Here is a 17,098-nt window from a genome sequence, read left to right on the forward strand (position 1 = left end):
GATAATTATTCGCATTGGCGCGTCAAGCCATCACATGTCTCACGAGTTTTCCTGCACATGCACTTCCTTTGTACTTCCGCAGCGCTGGCCGAGGGCCATAGCCGCGCCTTCAGGGTAGACGGCATCGAACTGTTCGGCGTGCGTCGCCAGGGCCAGGTGCATCTGTATCGCAACCGCTGCCCGCATCGGGGGATCCCCTTGAACTGGCAGGCGGACGCATTTCTCGATGACAGTGCAAGCCTCATTCACTGCGCCCATCACGGTGCGCTGTTCCTGATCGAAAATGGCGAATGCGTGGCAGGCCCCTGCGAGGGTGACGCGCTGCAGGCCCTGGGCTGCCTGGAAGACAGCCAGGGTATCTGGCTCAGGGGTTGACCAACACCGGTAGCGGGCGGTCGATGACGATGTGCCCGGCATCCAGGCGCACGCCATAGGCCAGCACCTCTACCCCATCCGCCACGGCGGCACGCAGCGCCCGGGCATAGGCTGCATCGATCTCGTCGGCCGGACGCACCGCCTCGATGCCCGTCAGGTTCACACAGTACAGCTGCACCGCACGTATACCTTGCCGGGCCAGCGCCGCAAGTTCGCGCAGGTGCTTGGCACCGCGCTGGGTGACGGCATCCGGGAAAGCGGCCACTGCCGTATCCGGGTAGCCCAGGGTCACGCTCTTGACCTCGACATAAGCCGGCCCGTGGTCGAACTCCAGGCGAAAGTCCACGCGGCTGCCCTCCTCACCGTAGGCCACCTCACGTTTAAGTGCAGTGAAGCCCGCCAGCTCTTGGATCACGCCCGCGCGAAGCGCTTCCTCGACCAGCGCGTTGGCCCGCCCCGTATTGATGCAAGCCAGCCGCCCCTGAGGCGTCTCGCTGATTTCCCAGGTGCCCGGCAACTTGCGCTTGGGGTCGTTGGAGCGACTGAACCAGACCTGCCCGCCCTCACGCATGCAATTGAGCATGGAGCCCGTGTTGGGGCAGTGGATGGTCAACTGCTCGCCATTGGCCAGCTGGATGTCCGCCAGGAACCGCTTGTAGCGGCACAGCAGCCGCCCTTGTTCGAGTGGAGGAAAGAACACCATCAGCCCTGCCAGCTCCGCAAGCCACGGGCGATGCGCTGGACCGCCTCCTCCAGCCGCGGCAGGCTCTGTGTATAGGCAAAGCGCACATGATGGCCTGCCAGGTGACGGCCGAAGTCCAGGCCCGGCGTGAACGCCAGGTGCTCGGTTTCCAGAAAATGCTGGCAGAAGGCAAAGGCATCGCCGCCAAAGGCACTGATGTCGGCATATAGATAGAACGCGCCCTGCGGCTCCACGGCAATGCCAAAGCCCAGTTCGCGCAGGGCGGGCAACAGGTAGTCGCGACGGCGGGCAAACTCGGCGCGGCGCGCTTCGAAAATTGCCAGGGTTTCAGGCTGGAAACAGGCCAGTGCGGCGTGCTGGGCCATGCTTGGCGCGCTGATGTACAGATTTTGCGCAAGCTTTTCCAGATCGGCCACGGCCTCAGGCGGTGCAACCAGCCAGCCAAGCCGCCACCCGGTCATGCCGAAATACTTGGAAAAACTATTCAGGACGAATGCCGAATCATCCACTTCCAGGACGCTCGGCGCGTCCATGCCGTATGTCAGCCCGTGGTAGATCTCGTCCACCACCAGGTGGCCATTTCGTTCGCGGGTGGCCTTGGACAAGCTGGCCAGCTCATCACGCTCCAGCACGGTACCGGTGGGGTTGGCTGGCGAGGCGACCAGGGCACCGACAGTGTCCTGGTTCCAGTGCCGGTCCACCAGATCGGCGGTCAATTGATAGTTCACCTCAGGCCCGACAGGTACCAGTTGCGCCCCACCCTCGACCAGTCGCAGGAAGTGGCGGTTGCAGGGGTAGCCGGGGTCTGCCAACAGCCAGTGCTTGCCGGGGTCGACCAGCAGGCTGCTGGCCAGCAGCAGCGCGCCAGAGCCCCCCGGGGTGATCAGAATGCGTTCGGGGTCTATCGCGACGCCATAACGCTGGTCGTAAAAGCCGGCAATCGCCTCACGCAGGGCCGGCAGGCCACGCGCGGCGGTGTAGCGGGTATGCCCGGCGGCCAGCGCCGCCTGGCCTGCTTCGACGATAGGCGCGGCGGTGGTGAAGTCCGGCTCACCGATTTCCAGGTGAATCACATCATGACCGGCCGCTTGCAGCTCGTTGGCCCGCGCCAGCAACGCCATGACATGGAAGGGTTCAATGGCGCGGCTGCGCGCACTGTAGTGGTGGGCCATTACCTTCTCTCAATTGGGTCTAAACTGGTGATTCTACCTCTGCACAGCACCGAACGTACGCCCCATGGCGCTGTCAACACGTAGGATCGGGCGGGCTAGCGCACCCCCGATCTATCTGGTAAGTTCGGCGGCTCGCAGTCGCAGGGCCGGCGGGTGCCGGAGATGGAGCATCCTGCGCATTGGATCAGATGAGTAAGAGGCGGTCTATTCATGTCCACCGTAGAAAAGCAAAAAACCGGTCAAACCATGTACGGTGTCGCGCCCTATAATGAGACCAAGGGCGAAGAGTACATGGGTGAGCCCATGAAGAAGCACTTCACCACGCTTCTCAACGCCTGGAAAGGCGAGCTCATGCAGAGTGTGGATCGCACCGTAGACCACATGAAAGATGAAGCTGCGAACTTCCCGGACCCGGCCGACCGTGCCAGCCAGGAAGAAGAATTTGCTCTTGAGCTGCGCAACCGTGACCGCGAGCGCAAGCTGATCAAGAAAATCGACAAGACCCTGCAGAAGATCCAGGACGAAGAGTACGGCTGGTGCGAATCGTGCGGCATCGAAATCGGCCTGCGTCGCCTGGAAGCCCGCCCCACCGCGGACCTGTGCTTCGACTGCAAGGAAATCGCCGAGAAAAAGGAAAAGACAGTCGGCAAAGGCTGATCCTTCTCTCCTCCGAACGGGGCGCACCATGCGCCCCGTTTTATTTTCAGAAACACCACTGCCCATGAACGACTCGCGCTACATCGGACGCTTCGCCCCCACCCCCAGCGGTTTTCTGCACTTCGGCTCGCTGGTGGCCGCCCTGGCCTCCTGGCTTGACGCCCGCGCGGTCAATGGCCGTTGGCTGCTACGCGTGGAAGACACCGACCCGCCACGGGAAATGCCCGGCGCCCGTGATGCAATCCTGCAGACCCTGGAGCGCTATGGGCTGGAATGGGATGGCGAGGTGGTCTTCCAGAGCCAGCGGCACGACGCTTACGGCGCGGTGGTAGACCGCCTGTTCAATATGGGCCTGGCCTACGCCTGCACCTGTTCGCGCAAACAGCTCGAAGGCTACAACGGCATCTATCCAGGGTTTTGCCGCAACGCCGGGCATGCCCGTGAAGGCGCCGCCATCCGCCTGCGGGTGCCAGAACTGCTCTACCGCTTTACCGATCGCGTGCAAGGGGAGTTCCAGCAACACCTTGGCCGCGAGGTGGGCGACTTCGTGATTCAGCGCCGCGACGGGTTGTATGCGTACCAGCTGGCAGTCGTACTGGACGACGCCTGGCAAGGTGTTACCGACATCGTGCGCGGGGCCGACCTGCTCGACAACACGCCGCGCCAGCTGTACTTGCAGGAATTGCTGGGCTTTTCCCAACCGCGTTACCTGCACATTCCATTGATCGTGCAACCTGATGGGCACAAGCTGGGCAAGTCATACCGTTCACCGCCGCTTGAGGCTGATCAGGCAACGCCGTTGCTGTTGCGGGCGTTGCGCGCATTGGGCCAGGAAGCCGACCCTCAGTTGCTGACGGCAACGCCCGCTGAAGTATTGGCTGTGGCGCGCCAGCGCTGGCAGCCAGAAGCCATTGCCCAGCGAACAACGGTGCCCGAGGCTGATTTGAAGTGAAGCATCACCGGCCCTATCGTCGGCAAGCCGGCTTCCACAGTAACAGTGCGCTACCTCGCGGCCAGCTGGCGACAGGGCGAAATCGGGCAACCCACGTCTCAAAAACAAAAGCCCAATAATTTCAAACCCTTGGCGAACACCACCGATTCCCGCTAGCATCGCTCCAACCATTTGCGCCAATAATAAGTCCAAGCCCGCAGCGCCCAACCATCGAGGCCAGCATGTACATCTATCGTTTGGTCCTGCTTCTGGTCGTGGGGATCTACCTGTTCTCCCCGGCCATCATGGACTGGTGGATCGAACCGACCGGCGCCTGGTATCGCCCTTACCTGCTCTGGCTGATCCTGATCGTCGTCACTTTCATCCTGCAGAGCCAACGAGATGCCGATGAGCTTTAGCCTGACCCAGATGATCCTGATCAGCGCCGGGTACCTGATGGTGCTGTTCGGTGTGGCCTGGATCAGCGAGCGTGGGTTGATACCCCGTTCGATCATTCGCCACCCGCTGACCTACACCCTGTCGCTGGGCGTCTACGCCAGTGCCTGGGCTTTCTACGGCTCGGTGGGCCTGGCCTATCAGTATGGCTACGGCTTCCTCGCCTGTTACCTGGGCGTCTCCGGCGCCTTCCTGCTGGCGCCTGTGCTGCTTTATCCGATCCTCAAGATCACCCGCACCTACCAATTGTCGTCATTGGCCGACTTGCTGGCCTTTCGCTTTCGCAGCACCTGGGCCGGTGCGCTGACGACCATTTTCATGCTGATCGGTGTGCTTCCCTTACTCGCCCTGCAAATTCAGGCAGTGGCCGACTCGATCAGCATTCTCACCGGCGAACCGGTCAAGGCACGCGTGGCCTTTGCCTTCTGCGCACTGATCATCCTGTTCACCATCTTCTTCGGCTCGCGTCACATCGCCACGCGCGAAAAGCATGAAGGGCTGGTGTTCGCCATCGCCTTCGAGTCGGTGATCAAGCTGCTGGCGCTGGGCGGCATTGGCCTGTACGCCCTGTACGGCGTGTTCGGCGGCCCGCACGGGCTGGAAGTGTGGCTGCTGCAGAACCAGACCGCCCTGGCCGCGCTGCACACCCCGCTGCAGGAGGGCCCATGGCGCACCCTGCTGCTGGTGTTCTTCGCCTCGGCCATCGTCATGCCGCACATGTACCACATGGCCTTCACCGAAAACCTCAACCCGCGCTCCCTGGTCAGCGCCAGCTGGGGCCTGCCGCTGTTCCTGCTACTGATGAGCCTGGCCGTGCCGCTGGTGCTGTGGGCGGGCCTGCGCCTGGGCGCCAGCACCAACCCCGAGTACTTCACCCTGGGCCTTGGGATCGCCGCCAACAACAAGGCGCTGGCACTGCTGGCCTATGTCGGCGGGCTGTCCGCCGCCAGCGGCCTGATCATCGTCACCACCCTGGCCCTGTCGGGCATGGCGCTCAACCACCTGGTGCTGCCGCTGTACCAGCCGCCGGCCGAAGGCAACATCTACCGCTGGCTGAAATGGACCCGCCGCGCACTGATCGTCGCCATCATCACCGCCGGCTTCATGTTCTACCTGAACCAGAACACCCACCAGAGCCTGGCCAACCTGGGCATCGTCGCCTTCGTCGCCACGTTGCAGTTCCTGCCGGGGGTGCTGTCGGTGCTGTACTGGCCAACCGCGAACCGCCGCGGCTTCATCGCCGGCCTGCTGGCCGGCACCCTGGTCTGGATGGTGACCATGCTGCTGCCCCTGCTGGGCAACCTGCAGGGCTTCTACATCCCACTGCTGGACATGATCTATGTGCTCGACGACACCAGCTGGCACATGGCAGCGATCGCCTCCCTGGCAGCCAACGTACTGTTGTTCACGCTGATTTCACTGTTCACCAACGCCAGCAGCGAGGAGGTCAGTGCCGCCGAAGCATGTGCAGTGGACAACGTGCGCCGGCCCCAGCGCCGCGAGCTGCATGCAGCTTCACCGCAGGAGTTCGCCACCCAACTGGCCAAGCCACTGGGTGCCAAGGCTGCACAGAAGGAAGTCGAACAAGCCCTGCGCGACCTCTACCTGCCGTTCGACGAGCGCCGCCCCTATGCCCTGCGCCGCCTGCGTGACCGCATCGAGGCCAACCTCTCGGGCCTGATGGGGCCGAGCGTGGCCCAGGACATGGTCGAAACCTTCCTGCCCTACAAGTCTGGCAACGAGAACTACGTCACCGAAGACATCCACTTCATCGAAAGCCGCCTGGAAGATTACCACTCGCGCCTGACGGGCCTGGCTGCCGAACTCGATGCCTTGCGCCGCTACCACCGTCAGACCCTGCAGGAGCTGCCCATGGGCGTCTGCTCGCTGGCCAAGGACAAAGAAATCCTGATGTGGAACAAGGCCATGGAGGAGCTGACCGGCATCGCCGCCAAGCACGTGGTCGGGTCGCGCCTGGTAACCATCGATGAACCTTGGCGCGGCCTGCTGCTGGGTTTCATCAACGTACCCGATGAGCACTTGCACAAACAGCGCCTGGCACTGGACGGCCAGCCGCGCTGGCTCAACCTGCACAAAGCGGCCATCGATGAGCCCCTGGCACCTGGCAATAGCGGGCTGGTGTTGCTGGTCGAAGACCTCACCGAGACACAGGCCCTGGAAGACAAGCTGGTGCACTCCGAACGCTTGGCCAGCATCGGCCGCCTCGCTGCGGGCGTGGCCCACGAGATCGGCAACCCGATCACCGGCATCGCCTGCCTGGCGCAAAACCTGCGCGAGGAGCGCGAAGGCGACGGCGAGATCATCGAATTGTCGAGCCAGATCCTCGAACAGACCAAACGGGTGTCGCGCATCGTGCAGTCGCTGATGAGCTTTGCCCATGCCGGCGGTAGCCACCAGAACAGCGAAGAGCCAGTGTGCCTGGCCGAAGTGGCCCAGGATGCCATCGGTCTGCTGGCGTTGAACCGGCGCAATTTCGAAGTACAGTTCTTCAACCTCTGCGACCCCGACCACTGGGCAGAGGGGGATCCTCAGCGCCTGGCCCAAGTGCTGATCAACCTGCTCTCCAACGCGCGTGACGCGTCGCCGCCTGGCAGCGCCGTGCGGGTACGCACCGAGGTCAGCGAGCACACCGTCGACCTGATCGTCGAGGACGAAGGCAGTGGGATTCCGAAGAACATCATGGACCGCCTGTTCGAACCTTTCTTCACCACCAAGGACCCTGGCGAGGGAACCGGACTAGGGCTCGCTCTGGTCTATTCCATCGTGGAAGAGCATTATGGGCAAATCACCATCGACAGCCCGGCCGACATCGAACGGCAACGTGGCACCCGGATCCGCGTGACCCTGCCCCGGCATGTCGTAGCGACGTCCCCTGAAATTCGAGACCGTCGAGAGAATTGAATCAATGCCGCATATTCTGATCGTCGAAGACGAAACCATCATCCGCTCGGCCTTGCGTCGCCTGCTCGAGCGGAACCAGTACCAGGTCAGCGAAGCCGGCTCGGTGCAGGAAGCCCAGGAACGCTTCAGCATTGCCACCTTCGACCTGATCGTCAGCGACCTGCGCCTGCCCGGCGCGCCGGGTACCGAGTTGATCAAGCTTGGCCAAGGCACCCCAGTGCTGATCATGACCAGTTACGCCAGCCTGCGCTCGGCGGTGGACTCGATGAAGATGGGCGCGGTGGACTACATCGCCAAGCCTTTCGACCACGACGAAATGCTCCAGGCGGTGGCGCGTATTCTGCGCGACCGGCAGAGTGCACCGGCACCCGCCCCAGTGGCCGAGCCACGCAGCAACGGCAAGGCAGCCCCTGCCGACAAAGGCGCTCCGGCATCGGCCAACGGCGAGATCGGCATCATTGGCTCGTGCCCTCCCATGCAGGACATGTACAGCAAGATCCGCAAGGTGGCGCCGACCGATTCCAATGTGCTTATCCAGGGCGAGTCCGGTACCGGTAAGGAACTGGTAGCCCGTGCCCTGCACAACCTGTCACGGCGCGCCAAAGCGCCGATGATCTCGGTGAACTGCGCGGCCATCCCCGAAACCTTGATCGAGTCGGAACTGTTCGGCCACGAAAAAGGGGCATTCACCGGTGCCAGCGCAGGGCGTGCCGGCCTGGTGGAAGCGGCAGACGGCGGCACCCTGTTCCTCGATGAGATCGGTGAACTGCCGCTGGAAGCCCAGGCCCGTCTGCTGCGGGTGTTGCAGGAGGGCGAAATCCGCCGGGTGGGTTCGGTACAGTCGCAAAAAGTCGACGTGCGCCTGATTGCCGCGACCCACCGCGACCTGAAAAACCTGGCCAAGGCTGGGCAATTCCGTGAAGACCTTTATTACCGCCTGCACGTGATCGCCCTCAAGTTGCCAGCCCTGCGTGAGCGCGGCAGTGACGTCAACGAGATCGCCAGCGCCTTCCTCGCCAGGCAGAGCGCGCGCATCGGTCGTGACGATTTGCACTTCTCGTCTGAAGCCGAGCAAGCCATTCGTCATTACAGCTGGCCGGGCAACGTGCGCGAACTGGAGAACGCCGTAGAGCGTGCGGTGATTCTAAGCGAGAGCGCGGAGATATCGGCCGAACTGCTGGGTATCGACATCGAGCTGAGCGACATGGACGATGACGACGCGCTCGACAACGCGATGGCCGCGGGCGCTGCCAACAACGCCAGCCATGAGCCGACCGAGGACCTGTCGCTGGAAGACTACTTCCAGCATTTCGTGCTCGAGCACCAGGACCATATGACCGAAACCGAACTGGCCCGCAAGCTCGGCGTCAGCCGCAAGTGCCTGTGGGAACGCCGCCAACGCCTGGGCATACCGCGCCGCAAGAGCAACGCTACCAGCGAATGAGCGACTCCTATGGAGCGCCGCCCGCGCGGCGCTCCATCGCATGGACGCGCAACAGCCTCTGTGCCCCTGGTAACAATCGGCCCCCGCAAAAATCTGTTACCTAACCTTTTCGCCGTAACAGTTCCCGAGGCGTACGGTAACGAAATCTCGTCATTCCCCACCGGCCAGTCTCTCGCCAAACCCGCCAAACCATTGATTTCATTGGGTTTCTCAAAGTTGGCACGCCACCTGCTATATGTTCAGTACAAGAACAATAACAAGCACTGCAACTCAGAATAAGAACAAGACGAAACGGCTCACGCACAATAAAAACAAGACGGCGGAGGCGCAGCTAACTGATTCTTTTGGAGAGGATGCGTGTTTGGGGCTTGCCCCACGACCAGGCAGAGAACAACAAAAACTGCACTAAAAAGCAGCGCCTGAACTGGTTGGATCGATTGATCAGCATGACATCAGCGGCCAAAGCAATCCGTTTGCTCTTAACCCCTGGATTGGGGGTCGTCCACAAGCTTTGAGATTTGTGGGCAGGGCACTCAACAAAAACAAGAAGCCCGGCATAAAAACAATAAGAGCACGCAACGACTTCTTGGGGAGCTTAGGCTCCCCTTGTCGTTTCTCCCCTTCTGGCAGTCCATCCTGCTACCGCCTACACCATTCCCCGAGTAAATGCTAGAATCCCCGCCCATCATGCGGCCATTCTCCTATTCTTGGCCGAACATTCCTTCACACAGTGCATCCCATGCTGAAGAAGCTGTTCCAGTCTTTCCGCCCTCCCGTACCGGGCCAGCACCACAAGCGCACCACGCCTGAGGTGATCAACAAGAGCCAACACTCGCTGCAGCGCCACCAGTTCAGCCGCCATGCGGTGAATATCGTCGAGCGCCTGCAAGGCGCGGGCTACCAGGCCTACCTGGTCGGTGGTTGCGTGCGCGACCTGATGCTGGGCATCACGCCCAAGGACTTCGACGTCGCCACCAGCGCAACACCTGAGCAGGTACGTGCCGAGTTCCGCAATGCGCGCATCATCGGCCGTCGCTTCAAGCTGGTTCACGTGCATTTCGGCCGTGAAATCATCGAAGTCGCGACCTTCCGTGCCCCTCACTCCGAAGACGACCAGGGTGACAGCCACCGCTCGTCGCACAATGCCAGTGGCCGCATTCTGCGCGACAACGTATACGGCAGCCTGGAAGAGGACGCGCAACGCCGCGACTTCACCATCAACGCCCTGTACTACGACCCGGTCAGCGAACGCATCCTCGATTACGCCAACGGCGTGCATGACGTACGCAACCGTCTGCTGCGCCTGATCGGTGACCCGACGCATCGCTACCAGGAAGACCCGGTACGCATGCTGCGCGCGGTACGTTTCGCCGCCAAGCTCGACTTCGGTATCGAAAAGCACACTTACCAGCCGATCCGCGGCCTGGCGCCGCTGCTGCGCGAAATCCCGCCAGCGCGGCTGTTCGAGGAATGCCTCAAGCTGTTCCTGTCCGGGCAAGGCGCGATCGTCTTCGAGATGCTGGTAGACCTGGCGTTGTTCGAGCCGCTGTTCCCGGCCAGTGCGCATGCACTGGAAGAGCGCCCGACTTACACCCATACCCTGATCAGCCAGGCCCTGAGCAACACTGACCTGCGTATCAAGCAAGGCAAACCGGTGACCCCGGCCTTCCTGTTCGCCGCCCTGCTCTGGCCAGCACTGCCAAGCCGCGTTCTGCACCTGCAAAACCAGGGCGTGCCGCCGATCCCGGCGATGAATGGCGCAGCCCACGACCTGATTGCCGAACAGTGTGCACGCATTGCCATTCCAAAGCGTTTCACCCTGCCCATCCGCGAGATCTGGGACATGCAGGAGCGCCTGCCGCGCCGCAGCGGCAAACGCGCCGACGTGCTGCTCGACAACCCACGCTTCCGCGCCGGCTACGATTTCCTCCTGCTGCGTGAGAGCGCAGGCGAAGAAACCGATGACCTCGGCCAGTGGTGGACCGATTACCAGGACGCCAACGACGCCGAGCGCCGCGAGATGATCCGCGAGCTGGGCAGCCGCGATGAAGGCACCGGCGCCGGCCCACGCAAGCGCAAGCGCAGCTCCAGCAAGCGCAAACGTGGTGGCGATGAGGCGTTCGAGTGACCACTCGCGCCTACATCGGCCTTGGCAGTAACCTGGATGCGCCTGCCGAGCAACTGGGCAACGCCCTGCAGGCGCTGGACCGGGTGGCGAACACCCGCCTGGTGGCAGCGTCTGCCCTGTACACCAGTGACTCCCTGCTGCCTGGCCAGCCGCGTTACACCAACGCCGTCGCTGCCCTGGACACCTCACTCGCCCCCCTGGACCTGCTGGACGCCCTGCAAGCCATCGAGAACGAACAGGGCCGTGTGCGCAAGGAACGCTGGGGCCCACGCACGCTCGACCTGGACATCTTGCTGTTCGGCGACCATGTCATCGATGTGCCACGCCTGCAGGTGCCGCACTACCACATGCATGCCCGCCCCTTCGTGCTATACCCACTGGCCGAGCTGGTGGCAGACGATTTTCACCTGGCCGACGGGCGCCCGCTTGCCCAGTTGCTCCAAGCCTGCCCGTTCGTTGGCCTGGAACGCCTGTAGCCCAGGCGCTGCGGCCTTTCTCCAAGGGCGGTAACGCCAGTAACACCCTGTTAGTAACAATGCGGTAACAGGGTGATTGACTTCCCCCACCTCGCTCACGACTATAGGCGTCCCGTGTGGCACCAAAGTGCCGCATACCCGTATTTAGGCCCGGACGGACCTGTGCCCCGAACATCACGCGCGATGATGTGCCGCTCCGGAAGATGACTACACGCGTTGTTGGCGGTCGTTTTTCACAGCGCCTGAACGAGGATTTTCCTACATGCCTGACGTAACCCTGACCACCCTGCACGGCCTCAAGGCCAAGGGTGAAAAGATCACCATGCTGACCTGCTACGACGCCACCTTTGCCAAGGCTGCCAGCCAGGCCGGCGTCGAAGTGTTGCTGGTGGGCGACTCCTTGGGAATGGTCCTGCAGGGCCATGACAGCACGCTGCCCGTCACCACGGCGGAAATGGCCTACCACACCGCCTGCGTCAAACGCGGCAACGAGGGTGCGCTGATTCTTGCCGACCTGCCGTTCATGGCCCACGCCACCCCCGAGCAGGCCTTCGCCAACTGCGCCATGCTGATGCAGGCTGGCGCCCACATGATCAAGCTTGAAGGCGCTGCATGGCTGGCCGAGACCATTCGCCTGCTGGCCGAGCGCGGCGTGCCGGTGTGCGCCCACATGGGCCTGACCCCGCAAACCGTCAACGTTCTGGGCGGTTATAAAGTGCAGGGGCGCCAGGAAGCCCAGGCCCGGCAGATGCGCGCTGATGCCATCGCGCTGGAACAGGCCGGCGCCGCCATGCTGCTGCTCGAATGCGTACCTGGCGAACTGGCCGCCGAGATTACCCAGGCCGTGAGTATCCCGGTGATCGGCATCGGTGCCGGCAGCGCCACCGACGGCCAGGTGCTGGTCCTGCACGACATGCTGGGCTTGTCCCTGAGCGGCCGGGTGCCGAAGTTCGTGAAGAACTTCATGGTCGGCCAGCCGGACATCGCGAGCGCACTTGCCGCCTACGTCAAGGCGGTCAAAGACGTCAGCTTCCCAGCGAGTGAGCACGGATTCAGCGCATGAACACAGTCAATACCGTCGGTGAACTGCGCGCGGCCATTGCCCGCGCCCGTGGCGAGGGCAAGCGTATCGGCTTCGTGCCAACCATGGGCAACCTGCACAGCGGCCATGCTGCGCTGGTGACCAAAGCGGCCCAACGTGCCGACTTCGTCGTTGCCAGCATCTTCGTCAACCCGCTTCAGTTCGGCGCCCACGAAGACCTCGACAAGTACCCTCGCACCCTTGCCGCCGACCAGGAGCGCCTGCTCCAGGCGGGTTGCGATCTGCTGTTCGCGCCTACTGTGCAAGAGATGTACCCAGACGGCATGGCCGTGCAGACCCGCGTCAGCGTGCCGAACCTCTCCGAAGGCCTGTGTGGCGCAAGCCGTCCGGGGCATTTCGAGGGCGTAGCGACCGTGGTCAGCAAGCTGTTCAACATGGTGCAGCCTGATCTCGCGGTATTCGGCGAAAAGGACTACCAGCAACTGGCGGTGATTCGCGCCATGGTGCGCGACCTGAACATGCCGATCCAGATCATTGGCGAGCCGACCGTGCGCGCCGAAGATGGCCTGGCGCTGTCGTCACGCAATGGTTACCTGACGGCCGAGCAGCGGGCTACCGCGCCGGTGGTCTACCGCACGCTCAAGCACATCGGGGACGCCATCAGCCGTGGCCAACGCGACTTTGCCGCGCTGGTTGCCGAGGGCCAGGATCAGCTGGCAGCAGCCGGCCTGCGCCCGGACTACCTGCAGGTACGCCATGCGCTGACCCTTCGCCCAGCGATGATCGACGACCGTGACCTGGTGATTCTGGTTGCCGCCTACCTGGGGAACACGCGGCTTATCGACAACCTTTATGTGCACCTGGACGAACCGACCGCGTGACGCCGAGGGGCTGCACTGCAGCCCCAAATTCCCCTCCCCGCCCCATTCCCTGCGCGCAACCAATGCCTATAATGATGGCCTGCCTGAACCTGGCCATGACGCCCCTGTCCAAGGCCACACCTACGCAACAAGGAATTCTGCGCAATGGCGTATTACCGGACACCCCATGATGTTACGGCCCTGCCAGCCTGGCAGGCCCTTCAGCAGCACCGCGACGCCATGCAGGATTTCAGCATGCGCGAAGCCTTCGCCGCCGACCCCAAGCGCTTCGATGAATTCTCCCTGAGCTGCTGCGGCCTGTTCCTCGACTACTCGAAAAACCTGATCAACGAACAAAGCCGCGACCTGCTGGTGCAGTTGGCCGAACAAGTCGGCCTGCAGGATGCGATCAAGTCGATGTTCAGCGGCGAAATCATCAACGCCTCCGAAGGCCGCCCGGTGCTGCACACCGCCCTGCGCCGCCCGGTGGGTGACAAGCTCAGCGTCAACGGCGTCAACGTGATGCCCGAGGTGCACAAGGTACTCAACCAGATCACCGAGCTGGTGGGGCGTATCCACGACGGGCTATGGCGTGGCTACAGTGAGAAGCCGATCACCGACGTGGTCAACATTGGCATCGGCGGCTCTTTCCTGGGCCCAGAGCTGGTTTCCGAGGCGCTGCTGCCCTACGCCCAGCGAGGCGTGCGCTGCCACTACCTGGCCAACATCGACGGCAGTGAATTCCATGAACTGTCGGCCAACCTGCGCGCCGAAACCACCTTGTTCATCGTCTCCTCCAAGTCGTTCAACACCCTCGAGACCCTGAAGAACGCCATGGCCGCACGTACCTGGTACCTGGCCCAGGGCGGTTCGGAAGCAGAGCTGTATCGCCACTTCATCGCCGTTTCCAGCAACAAGGCTGCCGCCGTGGCCTTCGGTATCCGCGAAGAAAACATCTTCCCCATGTGGGACTGGGTCGGCGGGCGCTATTCGCTGTGGTCGGCCATCGGCCTGCCGATTGCCCTGGCCATCGGGACCGCCAACTTCAAGGAACTGCTGTCGGGTGCCTACACCATGGACCAGCACTTCCAGACCGCGCCGTTCGAGAAGAACATGCCGGTGCTGCTGGCCCTGCTGGGCGTCTGGTACGGTAATTTCTGGGGTGCCCGCAGCCACGCGATCCTCCCCTACGATCACTACCTGCGCAACATCACCAAACACCTGCAGCAGTTGGACATGGAATCCAACGGCAAGAGCGTGCTGACCGACGGTACGCCAGTGAAGACCGATACCGGCCCGGTCATCTGGGGTGGCGTCGGCTGTAATGGCCAGCACGCCTACCACCAGTTGCTGCACCAGGGCACCCAGCTGATCCCGGCCGACTTCATCGTCCCGGTGGTGAGCTTCAACCCGGTCGCCGACCACCATCAGTGGCTGTACGCCAACTGCCTGTCGCAAAGCCAGGCGCTGATGCTGGGCAAGACACGTGAAGAGGCAGAGGCCGAATTACGTCAAAAAGGCCTGAATGAAGCCGACATCGAAAAACTCGCGCCGCACAAGGTGATCCCGGGCAACCGCCCGAGCAACACCCTTGTGGTCGAACGCATCAGCCCGCGTCGCCTTGGCGCGCTGGTGGCGATGTATGAGCACAAGGTGTTCGTGCAGAGCGTGATCTGGGGCATCAACGCCTTCGACCAATGGGGCGTGGAACTGGGCAAGGAGCTGGGCAAGGGTGTCTACCAGCGTATCGTCGGCAGCCTGGAAGACAGCGCCGAAGATGGTTCCACCCAGGGCCTGATCAACTACTTCCGCGGCCGTCACCGCGGCTGACCGATGCCGGCGTCTTCGTGGCCCGCCCGCGAAGACGCCGGCACAGGTTGAACACCTGTTCCAGCTACACTGTCCAATCGAATAGCCGTTGCAGTCCACCGCCCCGACAAGCGCAAAGGACCACCTGCCATGTTCGATATCCGCGACTATCCCCAGGCCCTGGCAGTCAGCCAGTCCGCCAGCCTTTCTTCCGACGACTACAGCCGCCTCTACCGCCAGTCGGTCGATGACCCCGACACCTTCTGGGCAGAACAGGCCAAGCGCCTGGACTGGATCAGACCGTGGTCCAGCGTACAGCACTGCGACCTCAAGACCGGCGAAGCCCGTTGGTTCGAAGGTGGCCAACTGAACGTCAGCTACAACTGCATCGATCGCCACCTGGCCCAGCGCGGTGCGCAGACCGCCCTGTTGTGGGAAGGCGACGACCCCGCGGACTCCAAGGCCATCACCTACCAAGAGCTGCACCGCCAGGTCTGCCGCTTGGCCAATGCGCTCAAGGCACGTGGCGTGCAAAAAGGCGACCGGGTATGCATCTATATGCCGATGATTCCCGAAGCCGCCTACGCCATGCTTGCCTGCACGCGCATCGGCGCGATTCACTCGGTGGTGTTCGGCGGCTTCTCGCCGGATGCGCTGCGCGACCGCATTCTCGATGCTGACTGCCGCACCGTGATCACCGCCGATGAGGGCGTGCGCGGCGGCAAACGCATCCCGCTCAAGCAGAATGTCGACAAGGCATTGGCCAGTTGCCCGGACGTCAGCAGCGTATTGGTAGTGCGCCGTACGGGTACCGATGTCGCCTGGAGCGAGGGCCGCGACCTCTGGTACGACCAGGCGACGGAAAACGCGGGTGACGACTGCCCACCTGAACCCATGGAGGCCGAAGACCCGCTGTTCATCCTCTACACCTCCGGCAGCACCGGTAAGCCCAAGGGCGTGCTGCACACCACTGCCGGTTACCTGCTGCAGGCCGCCATGACCTTCAAGGTGGTGTTCGACTACCGTGACGGCGAGGTGTTCTGGTGCACCGCCGACGTGGGCTGGGTCACCGGCCACAGTTACATCGTCTATGGCCCGCTGGCCAACGGCGCGGTTTCACTGATGTTCGAGGGCGTTCCCAACTACCCTGACAGCTCCCGGTTCTGGCAGGTGGTGGACAAGCACAAGGTCAATATCTTCTATACCGCACCCACCGCCCTGCGGGCACTGATGCGTGAAGGCTCTGGCCCGTTGCAGGGTACGTCGCGCAAGAGCCTGCGCCTGCTCGGTAGCGTCGGCGAGCCGATCAACCCAGAGGCGTGGGAATGGTACTTCGAGCAAGTCGGCCAAAAACGCTGCCCTATCGTCGACACCTGGTGGCAGACCGAAACCGGCGGCATCATGCTCACCCCGCTGCCCGGCACGCAGAAGCTCAAGCCCGGTTGTGCGACCCAACCCATGTTCGGTGTGCAGCCGGTGCTGCTGGATGACAAAGGCAAGCTGATCGAAGGCCCCGGCGCCGGCCTGCTGGCGATAAAGGCCAGTTGGCCGGGGCAGATCCGCAGCGTCTACGGCGACCACCAACGCATGGTAGACACCTACTTCAAACCCATGCCTGGCTATTACTTCACCGGCGACGGCGCCCGCCGCGATGCCGATGGCGACTACTGGATCACTGGCCGCATCGATGATGTGATCAACGTTTCCGGTCACCGCATCGGCACCGCCGAAGTGGAAAGCGCCTTGGTATTGCACGAAAGCGTCGCCGAGGCCGCAGTGGTCGGTTACCCCCATGACCTCAAGGGTCAGGGTGTGTATGCCTTCGTGACGACCATGAATGGCGTGACGCCGGACGATGCCCTGCAGGCCGAACTGCTGGCACTGGTCAGCAAAGAGATCGGCAGTTTCGCCAAACCCGAGCTGATCCAGTGGGCGCCGGCCTTGCCCAAGACCCGCTCGGGCAAGATCATGCGGCGTATACTGCGCAAGATTGCCTGCAACGAGCTCGACACCCTGGGCGATACCTCGACCCTGGCTGACCCGAGCGTGGTGCAGGGGTTGATCGACAAACGCCTCAACCAATAGCCGGCGGCAGCTGTTCATGGCCGCCCTGAACGACAGGT

The 17,098-nt window shown here is 62.8% G+C and carries 14 protein-coding genes; 12 read left to right on the plus strand and 2 right to left on the minus strand.

Annotated elements, in window-relative coordinates; all coding sequences use genetic code 11:
• Positions 1–57 precede the first annotated feature (57 nt).
• The gene (locus JNA92_RS05840; RefSeq protein WP_241803825.1) at positions 58–375 is read left to right on the plus strand and encodes a Rieske (2Fe-2S) protein; all 318 of its coding nucleotides are present in this window, start codon (positions 58–60) and stop codon (positions 373–375) included.
• Here JNA92_RS05840 and sfsA read toward each other — a convergent pair.
• Both sfsA and JNA92_RS05850 read right to left on the minus strand, forming a co-directional pair.
• Entirely contained in the window at positions 365–1,078 is a 714-nt protein-coding gene (sfsA, locus tag JNA92_RS05845; RefSeq protein ID WP_241803826.1) for a DNA/RNA nuclease SfsA, read from the minus strand. The two genes, JNA92_RS05840 and sfsA, sit on opposite strands and share 11 nt — an antisense overlap.
• On the minus strand, positions 1,078–2,250 hold the full coding sequence (locus JNA92_RS05850; protein WP_241803827.1) for a pyridoxal phosphate-dependent aminotransferase: 1,173 nt from the start codon (positions 2,248–2,250) through the stop codon (positions 1,078–1,080). Before JNA92_RS05850 ends, sfsA begins: the two co-directional genes overlap by 1 nt.
• Before the next feature lie 210 nt (positions 2,251–2,460).
• On the opposite strand from JNA92_RS05850, the gene dksA reads away from it, so the two are divergent.
• The 11 genes from dksA to acs all read left to right on the plus strand — a co-directional run bounded on the left by dksA (position 2,461) and on the right by acs (position 17,060).
• Complete coding sequence (gene dksA, locus JNA92_RS05855) at positions 2,461–2,907, plus strand: RNA polymerase-binding protein DksA (RefSeq protein WP_241803828.1); 447 nt, start codon at positions 2,461–2,463, stop codon at positions 2,905–2,907.
• A 64-nt stretch (positions 2,908–2,971) separates the two neighbouring features.
• On the plus strand, positions 2,972–3,859 hold the full coding sequence (gene gluQRS, locus JNA92_RS05860; protein ID WP_241803829.1) for a tRNA glutamyl-Q(34) synthetase GluQRS: 888 nt from the start codon (positions 2,972–2,974) through the stop codon (positions 3,857–3,859).
• 221 nt (positions 3,860–4,080) lie between these two features.
• The gene (locus JNA92_RS05865) at positions 4,081–4,257 is read left to right on the plus strand and encodes a hypothetical protein (RefSeq protein ID WP_003250005.1); all 177 of its coding nucleotides are present in this window, start codon (positions 4,081–4,083) and stop codon (positions 4,255–4,257) included.
• The gene (locus JNA92_RS05870) at positions 4,241–7,216 is read left to right on the plus strand and encodes a sensor histidine kinase (RefSeq protein ID WP_241803830.1); all 2,976 of its coding nucleotides are present in this window, start codon (positions 4,241–4,243) and stop codon (positions 7,214–7,216) included. Before JNA92_RS05865 ends, JNA92_RS05870 begins: the two co-directional genes overlap by 17 nt.
• A gap of 4 nt (positions 7,217–7,220) precedes the next feature.
• Positions 7,221–8,660, plus strand: coding sequence for a sigma-54-dependent transcriptional regulator (locus JNA92_RS05875; RefSeq protein ID WP_241803831.1), 1,440 nt, complete (start codon positions 7,221–7,223; stop codon positions 8,658–8,660).
• A 739-nt stretch (positions 8,661–9,399) separates the two neighbouring features.
• Positions 9,400–10,788, plus strand: coding sequence for a polynucleotide adenylyltransferase PcnB (locus tag JNA92_RS05880; RefSeq protein WP_241803832.1), 1,389 nt, complete (start codon positions 9,400–9,402; stop codon positions 10,786–10,788).
• Positions 10,785–11,264 (plus strand): 2-amino-4-hydroxy-6-hydroxymethyldihydropteridine diphosphokinase, encoded by a 480-nt coding sequence (gene folK, locus JNA92_RS05885; RefSeq protein ID WP_241803833.1) that lies wholly within the window; start codon positions 10,785–10,787, stop codon positions 11,262–11,264. Before JNA92_RS05880 ends, folK begins: the two co-directional genes overlap by 4 nt.
• 262 nt (positions 11,265–11,526) lie before the next feature.
• A complete protein-coding gene (gene panB, locus JNA92_RS05890) occupies positions 11,527–12,327 on the plus strand; it encodes a 3-methyl-2-oxobutanoate hydroxymethyltransferase (protein WP_241803834.1) in 801 nt (266 codons plus the stop codon).
• The gene (gene panC, locus JNA92_RS05895; protein ID WP_241803835.1) at positions 12,324–13,187 is read left to right on the plus strand and encodes a pantoate--beta-alanine ligase; all 864 of its coding nucleotides are present in this window, start codon (positions 12,324–12,326) and stop codon (positions 13,185–13,187) included. The genes panB and panC overlap by 4 nt, the downstream gene beginning before the upstream one ends.
• A 144-nt stretch (positions 13,188–13,331) precedes the next feature.
• Positions 13,332–14,996: a glucose-6-phosphate isomerase gene (gene pgi, locus JNA92_RS05900; RefSeq protein WP_241803836.1), complete on the plus strand. Its 1,665-nt coding sequence runs from the start codon at positions 13,332–13,334 to the stop codon at positions 14,994–14,996.
• 129 nt (positions 14,997–15,125) lie between these two features.
• Positions 15,126–17,060: an acetate--CoA ligase gene (gene acs, locus JNA92_RS05905; protein ID WP_241803837.1), complete on the plus strand. Its 1,935-nt coding sequence runs from the start codon at positions 15,126–15,128 to the stop codon at positions 17,058–17,060.
• Positions 17,061–17,098 lie beyond the last annotated feature (38 nt).

The sequence above is a fragment of the Pseudomonas putida genome, assembly GCF_022627325.1.
Lineage (GTDB): Bacteria > Pseudomonadota > Gammaproteobacteria > Pseudomonadales > Pseudomonadaceae > Aquipseudomonas > Aquipseudomonas putida_X.